The 12,454-nt window shown below is 67.0% G+C and carries 9 protein-coding genes and 2 pseudogenes; 6 read left to right on the top strand and 5 right to left on the bottom strand.

Annotated elements, in window-relative coordinates; genetic code table 11:
- Positions 1–999: 999 nt before the first annotated feature.
- Positions 1,000–1,395: a hypothetical protein gene (locus tag NIE111_RS15705; protein WP_238685096.1), complete on the top strand. Its 396-nt coding sequence runs from the start codon at positions 1,000–1,002 to the stop codon at positions 1,393–1,395.
- A gap of 126 nt (positions 1,396–1,521) precedes the next feature.
- The gene (locus tag NIE111_RS15700) at positions 1,522–1,695 is read left to right on the top strand and encodes a hypothetical protein (protein WP_238685095.1); all 174 of its coding nucleotides are present in this window, start codon (positions 1,522–1,524) and stop codon (positions 1,693–1,695) included.
- On the opposite strand, the gene NIE111_RS15695 is transcribed toward NIE111_RS15700, so the two are convergent.
- Positions 1,659–2,063 (bottom strand): hypothetical protein, encoded by a 405-nt coding sequence (locus NIE111_RS15695; protein ID WP_196922387.1) that lies wholly within the window; start codon positions 2,061–2,063, stop codon positions 1,659–1,661. The two genes, NIE111_RS15700 and NIE111_RS15695, sit on opposite strands and share 37 nt — an antisense overlap.
- A 315-nt stretch (positions 2,064–2,378) precedes the next feature.
- Here NIE111_RS15695 and NIE111_RS15690 point away from each other — a divergent pair, with 315 nt between their 5' ends.
- Positions 2,379–3,545, top strand: coding sequence for a PucR family transcriptional regulator (locus NIE111_RS15690; protein WP_238685094.1), 1,167 nt, complete (start codon positions 2,379–2,381; stop codon positions 3,543–3,545).
- Positions 3,546–3,632: 87 nt separating this feature from the next.
- Positions 3,633–3,812, top strand: coding sequence for a hypothetical protein (locus tag NIE111_RS15685; protein WP_238685093.1), 180 nt, complete (start codon positions 3,633–3,635; stop codon positions 3,810–3,812).
- A gap of 491 nt (positions 3,813–4,303) precedes the next feature.
- Here NIE111_RS15685 and NIE111_RS15680 read toward each other — a convergent pair.
- Positions 4,304–4,611, bottom strand: a pseudogene (locus NIE111_RS15680) (helix-turn-helix domain-containing protein); the annotation flags it as partial.
- A gap of 244 nt (positions 4,612–4,855) precedes the next feature.
- Here NIE111_RS15680 and NIE111_RS15675 point away from each other — a divergent pair.
- Together NIE111_RS15675 and NIE111_RS15670 are read left to right on the top strand one after the other, a co-directional pair.
- A complete protein-coding gene (locus tag NIE111_RS15675) occupies positions 4,856–5,836 on the top strand; it encodes an AraC-like ligand-binding domain-containing protein (RefSeq protein ID WP_238685092.1) in 981 nt (326 codons plus the stop codon).
- A gap of 270 nt (positions 5,837–6,106) precedes the next feature.
- A complete protein-coding gene (locus NIE111_RS15670; RefSeq protein WP_238685091.1) occupies positions 6,107–6,433 on the top strand; it encodes a DUF6355 family natural product biosynthesis protein in 327 nt (108 codons plus the stop codon).
- Positions 6,434–6,819: 386 nt separating this feature from the next.
- Here the strand turns inward: NIE111_RS15670 and NIE111_RS32525 are convergent.
- The 3 genes and pseudogenes from NIE111_RS32525 to fxsT all read right to left on the bottom strand — a co-directional run.
- Positions 6,820–6,978 (bottom strand): annotated as a pseudogene (locus NIE111_RS32525) (IS701 family transposase); the annotation flags it as partial.
- A 150-nt stretch (positions 6,979–7,128) separates the two neighbouring features.
- On the bottom strand, positions 7,129–7,821 hold the full coding sequence (locus NIE111_RS15655; RefSeq protein WP_238685090.1) for a hypothetical protein: 693 nt from the start codon (positions 7,819–7,821) through the stop codon (positions 7,129–7,131).
- Positions 7,822–8,619: 798 nt separating this feature from the next.
- On the bottom strand, positions 8,620–11,952 hold the full coding sequence (gene fxsT, locus NIE111_RS15650) for an FxSxx-COOH system tetratricopeptide repeat protein (protein WP_238685089.1): 3,333 nt from the start codon (positions 11,950–11,952) through the stop codon (positions 8,620–8,622).
- Positions 11,953–12,454 lie beyond the last annotated feature (502 nt).

Genomic DNA, 12,454 nt, shown 5'->3' with positions numbered 1-12,454 from the left:
CATCGCGCCACCAACCCGGCAGGTAAGGGTGACTCGCAAGATTTTCCGGACGGCTCGCAAGATCACTCGCAGACCTTTCCCGGACACTCGCAGGATTCGGCGGACGCGACATCCACGCTGCTGACCTGCAACATCAGGTTGGAAATGGCTCAATGACAAGCTCGATTTGGTTACGGATGGTAACAAGGGGTTTTGACAAGCAATGACAAGCCTTGACGAGGCTCGACGTGAGGTTCTACTGGGTTCAAATCTCCTCGTTCCCCACGAGGGCTGGCCTGGCGAAAACCCCGCGGTCACGGTAGCCGATACGTGCAGGAGGAGTCTGGAGGCGTGGAACCGGCGGCTGTAGAAGTCGCAGGTTTCGTGCTGGTAGAGCTTTGTGCGGTAGACGTTCGACGACCAGTGAGTCGTTCGGCTGGGGTGACTGTCTCACTGTTCGGCGGAGCGTATGTGGCTGCGGCGGTCACGACAATTGTCGTACGCCCTCTCACTGGAGACGCCGTGCAGCAGACACCCGATTCGTTGGAGCCATCCGCTCAGCACCCGCCCGGAGTCGACGCGTCGCCGTCTGCTGGGCGGCCCTCGGTGCAGCCGGTGGTCCCGGGGGCCCAGCTTCGGGCGGGCGTGAGGGTGGGAATCGTCCTGTCAGTGGTAGTCGTTGGTGGACTCTTCATGTGCTGTGTCGGTGTGAGCGCTCTTGCCGCTGTCGGTTTGATCATCGGCGAGGCATCACCTTCTCAATCCGCTCCGACTGTCTCTGCCGCCGGACCGACGCCGTCACCAGCTATCCGAACACCTGAGCCGGCTCGCACCACCGCTCTACCTAGCCAACCGGCCACGCCGTCGGCACAGCCGACTCGCCTACCGACGCCTGGACAGCGCCAACCCGTCTACGACACCTTTGAGCGTCGGGACGTCAGCTCGGGATCCGGCGCTCGCCGTCTGGCCTTGCGGGTCGAGCTACGCGTCTTTCCCGTCGACAGTCGGCAGGTCATCGACGTGGCGACGCAGATCGTGGAGAGCCATCGCGGGCAGGGGTGGCAGGCGTTGTCAATCGTTGTCACGTACGACCGACGTGAGGTGGTGCCCAGCTACGCGGTGTTCGAATGGGCGCCCGAGGGGCGCTGGACGGACGCCGCCAACGGAGACGCCGCTTCGTGGCAGGGCTACCGGCTGCATCAGGCCGTCGTTCGCGACAAGCTGTCGCAGCCTGATGAGTGCCAAGTGCCGTCGGAGCAGGCCTATGTGCTCAACGCCGAGTTCAACCAGGCAACCGAGGACAACGTCGACGTCAGCGAAGAAGCAGTGCTCGCGGATATCGCCGAACGGCACAGCATCTCGGCTGCCCGCGCTGAAGAACTGGTCCTGGCTGTCGAGGACTGGACAATGTGCTGAGCCCCAACACGCAGGCCGAGTCCACCCGGCCCTTTAGGGCATCGGTCGATCCCGCGGGCGGGCCGAGCACGAAGATCCACCTCGCGGCCGACGGACGCGGCCGACCGTTGTCGGTCCTGCGGCGCGATGACCTGGTCGGTCAACTGGGACGTGACGAACGGCAACCGCTTCGCCAACACGGTCGGCCCGCACCTGGACGCGCTGCCCCGAGACCGGCACCGCCGGCACGGATCCCGCAACGGGATCCGTGCCGGGTGGGCCGATCAGATGAACGCGAGCGAGCTGAAGAACGCCGGGTAGCAGTCGACATAGATGTCGTAGACGCCGGGCGGCACGTGCACGGGGCCCAGGGTGGCCCCGTTGGAGCACCGGGCGCTGACCGCGGTCGTCGGCTGGCCGGTGAGGGTGCAGCCCTGGAACACGATCAGCCACGGGTCGACGTACTGCCCGGCGTACGGGCAGGAGCCCGACATCACCGAGAAACCGCCGCCCTTCGCCGGTGAGGCGGCGGCCGCCGTCGACGTCGTGACGCTCAACGTGCCGGCGGAGCTCGCCGATGCCCGCTCGGCTCCGATGGCGGCGACAGCCGCGTCGCCGCTCGGCGCGGGTGCCGCGACCGCCGCGGACGGTGCGGCCATGAACGCGGCGAGCATCGCCGTCGCGGCCAACAGCAGACTGGATGCGCGGAGAATGCCGGATCGTGCTCCGGCGGAGGGTCGACTACGCCATGTCATAACCAGAACCACCTCTCGATTGCTGTGCGATCTGCGGATGCCGGGGCGCGTACCTGGTCGCGCCCGAGCAGGCCGGGCCGTCGTCCGACGTCCATGGCGAAGCGTTCCAGGGTGCCGGTGGCCGGGTCTTCGTGACAGAGCGAGAACCGGGTCGCCGGCGTACCCCGGTTCTTGCGAATGTCCGCAAGGCTGTCCGGTCCGCGTCAACCGGGCGGCGTGGCCGGAACGCATCGATTACCGTTGACCGGCATGGGCGGTCTGTTCAGCCTCTGGCGGCAGCGAGTGGCCGACAACGCCCACCGGGCGGTGGACGCCTACCAGGAGGAGCTGCTGGAATACCGCAACCTCGCGGCCATGCCGCAGGTGCGGTCGGAGATGCTCGATTTCGCGGTCTTCCTCCGTCAGCGCACGGTCGACCTCGCGGCGGACAGCGCGCCGTTCCACGTGCAGGATCTGGACCTGATGGCCGCGATGGGCCGCCAGCGCGGCGAGAAGGGACTCACCCTGACCGCGCAGCGGCAGGTGCTGCTCGTGCACACCCGGCTGACGCTGCGCGAGGTGTACGAGGCGGCCGGCCCGAACGACATCGCCGCGACGATGCACACGCTCGCCTGGCTGGCTCCCGCGGGACTGGCCGCCCAGGGCGCGTACACCCGGGGCTGGATCGAGGGGCAGCGGCGCGCGCTGGCGACCGTCGCCCAGGTGCGGCTGCTGACGGTGATGCTGCTGGCCGGCGACGACAGCGCGACCGAGCTGGCGCGCGGCCTGCACATGCCGGTCCCCGACCACGTCGTCGCGACGGTGGTCCGGGTGGCCGGCGGGTCGCCCGGGCCGGACCAGGCGGCGCGGGACGAGTTCGCCGGCGCGCTGCTGAAGACGCACTGGATGCCGCTGAGCTGGCCGGAGCCGCACGAGGTGGTCGCGCTGATCCCCAGTTCGCCGGGCGGCCGGCAGCCGGCGGTCGAGCGCGGGCTCGCGCTGGCCCGCGACGTGGCCTCGATGACCGGCCGGCCGTGCGCGGCCGGCACCGCGCCTGGGCGGGTGCGCGCGTTCGGCGACGCCGTGGCGCTGGCCCGGCAGGTCAGCGAGGTCGCACCGGTGCGGGCCGTGCCGCGCCACGCGTACACGGTCACCGACGTCTTCGCCGAGCTGGGCGCCGCCCGACTGGCGGAGGTCGGGCAGTGGCTCCAGGTGGTCGGAGCGCAACTCGACGCCGGCCCCGACCTGGTCGCCACGCTGGACGCCTACTACCAGCACGACATGAACCGGCTCGACACCGCGGCCGCGCTGTGCATCCACCCGCGCACGCTCGACTACCGGCTGACCCGGGTGCGCGACCTGACCGGGCTGGAGGCGGGCTCGACCCGCGGCGTACGCGTGCTGAGCACCGCCGTCGCCCGGATCCTCGCCGGCTAGGTGAGCAGCCGGGTGAGCTCCATGTTCTTCATACTGATGTAGCTCAGCTTGTTACCGAGACGCATCGAAACCTGTAGCGAGCTGATCATGCCGGACGTCCTGTGGGGCTCGAGAATTGGGTTACGCCGGCTGAGCTGCAGTTCGCTCGACATCGACCTGGCCGACACGATGAAGGCCATGAGCGCATCGCTGATGTACCTGCTGCTTCGCCAGGTTCTACAGATGTTGTCCCAGCTTGCCTGCGATGGTGGGGCCAAGGACGTGTAAATCCTGGTACTCCGGCATCAGGTGGCGGTGCTGCGCCGACAGGTGCACCGCCCAGATCTTCAACCCGCCGACCGGGTGGTGTTGGCGGTGTTGTCGCGGCTGCTGCCCCGCCCGCGCTGGTCGGCGTTCTTCGTCACCCCAGCGACACTGCTTCGGTGGCATCGGGAGCTGGTCGCCCGACGATGGACCTACCCGCATGCCCGGCCGGGCCGGCCGCCCGTCGACAACCGGGTCCGTGGGCTGGTGCTGCGCTTGGCGGCGGAGAACCGACACCGTGCTGTTCAAGCGGGTCTACGTGCTGGTCTTCGTCGAGATCGCCACCCGCCAGGTCCACGTCGTCGGGGTGACCGCCCATCCGAACGGCGCCTGGGTAGCGCAGCAGGCGCGCAACCTGCTGATGGACCTCGACCAGCGGGTGGCCGAACTGCGGTTCCTGCTCCGCGACCGGGACACGAAATTTACGGCGGCCTTCGACGCGGTGGTCACCGCCGCGCGACTCGGTCGATCGGGATCAGGGTGCCGTCCAGGATCGCGTACGCGATCCTGGCGATGCGCCGCATGGCCGCGTTCAGGTCCTCGGCCTGCGTGGCGAGCAAGTCGATGGCTGCTCGGACGTACCGCCAGACCGTGGTGACGCTGACCGCGAAGCCGCAGGCCAGTCGAGCGATGGTGTCACCGTTACGCAGATGGGCCAGGGTGAGCAGGGCCTGCCGGCATCAAGACGTCGCCACCGGCCGCGGCGGCGGGTGCGTTCGGCGCGGATGAGGTCGGCCAGGTGGTTCAGAGTGCGGCTGGACAGCGCGACCGCAGACGGTCAAGACAGCACAGCGAGGCTCCCGGTTGGGGCATCGGGTCTTGGTCGACGGCTGTCTTACCGGGAGCCTCGTCCAATGTCGACACACGCTGCCTGCCACCCATCGCGACCAGACCCATCACGATGAAGAGCCCTCAATGCCTGACCCGCGCCATAACATCGCAACGCCGCCATATCGACGCCAAGCTATCGTGGTCTGACCCCTGCAGCGACAGCGCGAAGGTGAGTCATGGACGTAGTCAGCACCACCGAGGTCCCGGTTGAAGACGGGTTCGCCTTCTGGCGCGAGGTAAACTCGAAGCTCTGGGTGCCCTACGATTTACGCTGTGAATCGCAGTGGGAGCCCGGATTTCGGGCTCAGGTCGGAATCAGCGAGTTCGGTCCCGTGCAGGCGACATTAATGACCACGATGCCGCACTCGGTCCACCGTACTCCCAAGCTCATTCGGCAGGCCGATCCCGAGGTGTTCAAGCTGGGTTGCCTTGTGCGCGGTGGCGGCATGATCACGCAAGACGGCCAGCGCACAGATTTCGGCGTGGGGGACCTGATACTGTATGACACCTCCCGGCCCTACGTAGCCGAATTCACCCCGGATGCGCCAGTTAGTCAGCTGCTGCTCCTGCGCTTCCCGCGCTCGTTACTGCCGTTGCCCCCTCGGGAGTTGCGACGCCTGAGCGCAGTTCGCATCCCTGGCACCCAAGGCATCGGCGCGTTATCTTCACAATTCCTGCTGCGCCTTGCCCGGCACATGGACGAACTCAGTCCGTCGGACGCCGCCCGGCTGTCCACCCTCACCATTGACGTGTTGACAGCGGCACTGGCCAACGCGCTGGACGTCCAAAGCGCGGTGCCCTCCCACACCCAACGGCGAGCGTTGATGGCTCAGATTTACGCCTTCGTCCTAGAGAATCTGGGCGATCCGCGCCTGACACCGGACGCGATCGCCGCAGCGCATCACATCTCGTTGCGATACCTGCACAAGCTGTTCCACGAGGACGGGCGCACGGTCGCCGGCTGGGTCCGCGAGCGTCGCCTGGAGCAGTGCCGATGCGACCTCGCCAACCCCCAACTAGGCGCGCGCCCGATCCACACGATCGCCGCCCAGTGGGGGTTCACCAGCCCGGCGCATTTCAGCCAGGCGTTCCGCAGCGCCTACGGCCTTTCGCCACGCCAGTTCCGCGAGCAGTGCGCGAGAGTACGCGCAGACTAAAGACTTGTGCGCTTACCAGTAACGACAGACCCGGCTGTGGCGTGCACTCTTATCTTAGGAAGTCCGCTCAGTCAGGGTTGAATCTGATTCCGCCTTACGGAAGAAGGTTCACTTGAGCGTGTTACATCGGTCCGTGTTTTCGCGATGGAAGGAGCGCGAGGAAGTACATCGATCACTTCATGCAGCCAGCAGCATCATCTAGGCCGCAGCGGCGGCTGACAGGAGACCATTGTGAAAATGTGGTACAGAACGGCGTTTCGGATCTCGGCAGTGACCGCGATCCTCGGCGCACTCACCCTGTCCGGGACCGTGGCACAGGCAAGTCCGGGCACCGGCTCCCGCCTGTCCCAACCCGAAACCACCGCGGTCTCGGAGCAGGCCAAGCCCGGCAGCGAGGACGTCGCCGCGCAGGTTTGCGGCTACTACGAAGACGCGGTGACGGCCTGGTACAACCACTGCGGGAACACCCATGTGCTCATCTACGTCGACGCGACGTGGCCCCGCGACGACTGGACCTGGTGCATCGGCCCGGGAACGTGGGACATCGGCGGCGCCAACGCCGTATCCAACGCCTGGTACTCGGGTCAAACTTGTTGAACCGCCAGCCAAGCGCTGCGCGATTCTCCACCTGCGTTCGGTGGTTGCGGATCAGGTCAGCGAGGCAAATGAGGGTGCGGTCGGACAGGGGAATCGCGGCAGGGTAGGACAACAGCGAGGCTTCCGGTTGGGGCATCGGATCTTGGTCGACTGCTGCCTTACCGGGAGCCTCGCCCTACGTCGATCCCTGCCCCCACCCCACCGCCGTGACCAGCCCCGTCACGACGAAAAGGGCTCATTGGACCAGCAGCCACCGAGTCGGCCGCCGAAGGTCGTAGACCTGACCACCGCCCGGGTCCAGCGACGCCCAATCCTCGGTGGCCTGATCAACCAGTATTCGCCGGCGGCGTAGCCGAAGCCCGATTTCCGAGCCCGACAGTCACCGACCGGTCGACGACGACCTTGCGCACATCGTCACGTACCGCGTCGGCGTCCCACTTCGCCCGGTAGAGCAGCCGCTGCATCGCGTCCGGACGACCATGCCCGGCCTGCTCGGCCAACTGCCAGCATGTCTTGACTTCGAGGTCGGAGAGGAGGCCGGCAATCTTCGCGCACCATGGTGCGCCTCGAAGACGGCGCCGTGTTGCTTACCTGAACAATTCGGCGTCGGGCAATCAGGATGGCTGGCGGTGCGGCGCAGGCTGGAGGGTGCGGACGCCCGTACCCTCGATTTGTCCGTATCAACAGCCAGGCGGTCAGCCGGCTGCCTTGAGCCAACGTCGCCAACTCGTGCGGGTGGTCCGTTGCTCGCGGTGTGTGGCCACCTGCAGAACAAACTGCGCTCGGATCCGGACCGAGGGGTCATCGGCCGAAGCCAGCATCTCCACCCCGTGGAAGAACAACGGGTCGTCGAGGTGGCGGACCAGGCAGGCGTACATCCAGTCCTTGCACCGATACGGTCGCCGCAACGCGGCAAGGATCAACTCAGCGATTTCCGGCTGGATGTCCTTTGGGCAACCGGCGCGATCGAAACGGCGAAGAACGGCCTCCTTGGTTCCCCAGCGGGACCGCATCCACGACTCCGGCGCTCCCCACTCGTCGGGATATTCCGCCTCCCACCGCAGGGACAGGGCGGCGATCGGTGCCCACAGCGCGCGGGTGGCATCGTCACCGTCCGCGGCGTCCCGGAAGGCGTGGAGGGGCCCGTAGATTGTCTGTTCCTGGTGCCACCGGAAATCGGCGCTCGCCTGGTCCAATGCCGCGCCCAGGCGGGTCTGGCTGGATCTCGACCGGTAATGAGCTGCCCACAGAGCATTCGAGCGGTGCAGCGCGCCGTTCGCCGCGGCGAGCAACGCCTGGTGGCGGGCAAGCGCAAGGTGGCGGATGACCGGATCGGTCGCCACCAGGTCGAACAGCCAGGAGTAGTCGCTGCGCGGCTCTGCAGACACCACAGCAGCCTGCCACTTCGCCCGGGCGTACGCCGACACCAGCCGGCCTGCGGCAGAAGACCTCCTGTTACACGCACGCGGCCCTGCCCTGACGAGTCACCGGTGTGTTGTGCGGAGCGTTCAGCGGAGGCTTCCTCCTGGTCATTCCGCCGACGAGCCACGTCGAGCAGACGGCCGTCGGTCCGGGCCTGACGCTCACCGACGGCACCCGGGTCGATGTCCGGGCATGGATCGGGTGACTGCTGAGCCTGCGGCGGTGCCTCACGAGCCGCTCGTCCGCGCCGAGGCCGCAGTCGTTCACCATGACGAGGTCTGACCGTATCCCCGCAGTCAGGTGGCCGGCCAAGGTCTCGGTACGACGCGGCCCGAATCCGGCCTCCGACAGCGGGGACATGGAAGCCGATGGTCAGCACAATTGCAGGTTTCAGTAGCAATTCTGATCATGTAGTTGGGGTTCATCTCGCCCCACCGACACGACTCCCATGCCTGCGGCCAGCGTGTAGCGAATGGGTATGGGGCGCACTGCTCCCTTGGTGACGGGCGTTCTGCTGATGGGGGAGCGGGACGCGGTGGACTGGCGACGCCCCTGTCGGCCCCCCGTTTACCCCCGAAAACCCCCGCGCATGGTTGACAACCAGTGACAAGTGACGATCATTGCTGATCACGTCTGCGCAGCTCAATGTCTACTTCAATGGCTGCTGAATCGTTCGCTCTCTGGACCAAGGAGCCGTGCAACTGCGGGGCCGCCCGCGGCCTGCTCGCCGGGCGGCCTTCGGCCGTCTCCGGGCGGCCGCAGCGCTACATGCTGTCGTCCCGAAGGCGGTAAGCGGCGGCGAGGTTGTTCCGTGACGTCAGCGTGTTCGGGTGCTCGTCACCCAGCACTCGTTCGTAGGCGGCCAGCGTCGCCTCGTACAACGGGATCGCCTCACCCAGCCGGCCCGCTGCCTGATAGGCGTAGGCCAGGTTGTTCCGCGACATCAGCGTGTCCGGGTGCTCGTCACCTAGCACTCGCTCACGTACGGAGAGCGTCGCCTCGTACAACGGGATCGCCTCACCCAGCCGGCCTGCTGCCTGATAGGCGTAGGCCAGGTTGTTCCGCGACGTCAGCGTGTCCGGGTGCTCGTCACCCAGCACTCGTTCGTACGCGGCCAGCGTCGCCTCGTACAACGGAATCGCCCCATCCAGCCGGCCTGCTGCCTGGTAGGCGGCAGCCAGGTTGTTCCGTGACGTGAGCGTGTTCGGATGCTCGTCACCCAGCACTCGTTCGCACGCGGCCAGCGTCGCCTCGTACAACGGAATCGCCTCACCCAGCCGGCCCGCTGCCTGATAGGCGTAGGCCAGGTTGTTCCGCGACATCAGCGTGTCCGGATGCTCGTCACCCAGCACTCGCTCACGCACGGAAAGCGTCGCCTCGTACAACGGGATCGCCTCACCCAACCGCCCCGCGGCCCTGTAGGCGGCAGCCAGGTTGTTCCGCGACAACAGCGTGTCCGGATGCTCGTCACCTAGCACTCGCTCACGTACGGAGAGCGTCGCCTCGTGCAACGGGATCGCCTCACCCAGCCGCCCCGCTGCCTGGTAGGCGGCAGCCAGGTTGTTCCGCGACAACAGCGTGTCCGGGTGCTCGTCACCTAGCACTCGCTCACGTACGGAGAGCGTCGCCTCGTGCAACGGGATTGCCTCACCCAGCCGGCCTGCCGCGTTGTAGATGGTGGCGAGGTTGTTCCGCGACGTCAGCGTGTTCGGGTGCTCGTCACCCAGCACTCGTTCGTAGGCGGCCAGCGTCGCCTCGTACAACGGGATCGCCTCACCCAGCCGGCCTGCTGCCTGATAGGCGTAGGCCAGGTTGTTCCGCGACGTGAGCGTGTCCGGGTGCTCGTCACCTAGCACTCGCTCACGTACGGAAAGTGTCGCTTCGTACAACGGGATTGCCTCACCCAGCCGCCCCGCTGCCTGGGAGGCGTAGGCCAGGTTGTTCCGCGACGTGAGCGTGTCCGGGTGCTCGTCACCTAGCACTCGCTCACGTACGGAGAGCGTCGCCTCGTACAACGGGATCGCCTCACCCAGCCGGCCCGCTGCCTGATAGGCGTAGGCCAGGTTGTTCCGCGACGTCAGCGTGTTCGGATGCTCGTCACCCAGCACTCGTTCGTACGCGGCCAGCGTCGCCTCGTACAACGGAATCGCCTCACCCAGCCGACCCGCCGCCTGATAGGCGGCAGCCAGGTTGTTCCGCGACATCAGCGTGTCCGGATGCTCGTCACCCAGCACTCGCTCACGCACGGAAAGCGTCGCCTCGTACAACGGGATCGCCTCACCCAACCGCCCCGCCGCCCTGTAGGCGGCAGCCAGGTTGTTCCGCGACATCAGCGTGTCCGGGTGCTCGGTACCCATTCTTGCGACGGCAGCGGCGACGACGTCTTCGCCTTGGTCGATAGCCGCCGGATACGAACCGTGAGCGGTGTAATGGTACGTCAAACCATTGTTGACACCGACCACGCGGGCAATCAGGTCTTCGCTCATCTCGGCGATCCCACCGAGCGCTACTCTCGCGTGCGGGGCGACCACCTGCCACCCGTTCCAGTCGGCAGGATCAGCCGGATTCAACCGTGCGCTCGCGGCCACGACCATTCCGGCCGCCGCCGCCATCAGCGACGATCGTTGCCCGTCGCGCGCGGCTCGCCATCGGCACACCTCGGCCACCAGCGGATGCACTATCAGCCCATCGCCAGAACCATCCACCCCGGCTGGTGCCCCGTCGACAAGGCCCACCGCCCGCAGGCCCGCCAACCCGGCCGCCATCTCCGCGCCGCCCTCATCCCCATCGGGTAGCAGCCCCGCTTCCGACAACACCGAGGGGTTCAGCATCGGCATCGGCACCACCGAGCCCGGTCCCAGGAACGACAACACGCGCAACAAGGTGCGCGCCCGTACGCGGCCTTGCCGCTCCAAGGCGTCCAACGAGATCTCCCACGTCGACATGATCAGCCGACGCGGATCCTGTTCCCCCCACCCAGGCGCGCCGTCATCCACCACGCTCAGCGAGCGATCCGTCAACAGATGCAGGTAGCCGTCCAGCCCTACCACTGCCATGCCCGAACCCAGATACGACCCCGCCAGGTGCACTGCCAACGGCAGCCGGCCTAACCGATCCGCCACCGCCGTCGCCGCCTCAATCAGCTCGGGCTCGTCCGCACGGCCCATCCGGTCCAGCAGCATCAACGCCGCCGCTTGCTGATCCAACTCACCCAGCGAGAACCACCCTGCCCGATGCCCCCACACCGCCCGATCAGTCACTCGGGTGGTCACCACAACGACCCCGGCACCGGCAGACCTCAACCAACCGCTACCACCCGCCACACTCGTACCGCCCGGGGCCAACACTTCAGGCGCATCGGCATTGTCAATGACCAACAACCAGTGGCCGGACAGTCGATTGAGCTGCCCCCATACCACCCCCGCTAACGCCAAATCCGAATCGGCGCTGGTCACCTCCTCTGCCGACGCCCCCGCCTCCCGCGCCACGGCCGACATGCCGGCCACCAATGTCGCCCTGTCCACCGCCGAAACCCACCACACCCGCCAGCCGGACGCCTGAGCCTCCCGCGCCGCCGCCAACGCCACAGTGGTCTTCCCGCAACCACCCATCCCCACCAAGACCCGAACCTGCGGCGAATAGGCACCACGCGGTGCCACGAGGTCACTGACTACACCGTCGCGTCCCCGGACGACGACCGGCAGCTCCCCTAGCGGTGCACCTATCACACCGGTACCGCTGGGTGGCCCACCGTCCCCTGAGGCCGGCGAGGCATCGACAATGGACGTGACCACGGCTGAAGCGCCAGTGGTACGAGCTTCCCGCTCGCGCGGCACCGACACCACCATGATGCTCAACATCGCGAGTACCACCGTCAGGACCAACACCGAAGGGAACGGGTAGTCCTGGATCATGTGCAGGCCCCACGGCCACCGCCGCTCGTCACTGCTCGCCGCGTTGACCGCCAACGCCACCGCCGTGGTCACAACCGCCATCAGAATGAACAACAGGGCCACAAACCACCGCGACCACGGCTGGCCCCGAAAGCTCACCGTCACTCCCCGACACGACCGGATCACCAAAAGCTGACCGCTCATTGAACCGCATCTCTGAGCGACGGCCCATCCGCCGACAGACCCAGCGAACCCGCCCAACGGCCGACCACCACAAGCAAAATGCCGCCGCGCCGCGTCGCGGCTTGTTACCGGCAACCAGGGTGCATGCGCGGAGAGCCGGTCACACGGCTTACCGCCCCAGCCCCGAGAAGCCGGGGGCGGTAAGCCGCTTAGCATCCAGGGACCAGGCGGGGACCACACGGCATGCGCGATGACAGCCGGCAGCCACACGGCCTGATCGTCGGGATAGCGCACGTGACGTGCGGGAACGCTTACCAAGACGTCCTGGGGGTCAAGGGGTCGTCGGTTCGAATCCGGCCGTCCCGACAGACAAGGCCCTGACCAGCGGAACGCTGGTCAGGTCTTTAAGTTTGTCTATGAGGTTTTGAACCGCCCCCGAAAACTCCCCATTTACCGGGGTCGGCAACCAGGTTCGTCATCCCTGCGCATCGTTTGGCTTCGCGGGTGCGGCCCTGACCCAACC

This window comes from Micromonospora hortensis (assembly GCF_022230935.1).
In the GTDB taxonomy this organism is placed as follows: domain Bacteria; phylum Actinomycetota; class Actinomycetes; order Mycobacteriales; family Micromonosporaceae; genus Micromonospora; species Micromonospora hortensis.
Note: the sequence above shows the minus strand (reverse complement) of the source record. Positions and strands in the feature narration are given on the sequence as shown.

Bases quoted from the DNA above. Each gene is read 5' to 3' on its own strand.
- NIE111_RS15685 (WP_238685093.1), top strand. From the start codon at position 3,633: ATGCCGGACGTCCTGTGGGGCTCGAGAATTGGGTTACGCCGGCTGAGC.
- fxsT (WP_238685089.1), bottom strand. From the start codon at position 11,952: ATGAGCGGTCAGCTTTTGGTGATCCGGTCGTGTCGGGGAGTGACGGTG.
- NIE111_RS15700 (WP_238685095.1), top strand. From the start codon at position 1,522: ATGACCTGGTCGGTCAACTGGGACGTGACGAACGGCAACCGCTTCGCC.
- NIE111_RS15690 (WP_238685094.1), top strand. From the start codon at position 2,379: ATGGGCGGTCTGTTCAGCCTCTGGCGGCAGCGAGTGGCCGACAACGCC.
- NIE111_RS15675 (WP_238685092.1), top strand. From the start codon at position 4,856: ATGGACGTAGTCAGCACCACCGAGGTCCCGGTTGAAGACGGGTTCGCC.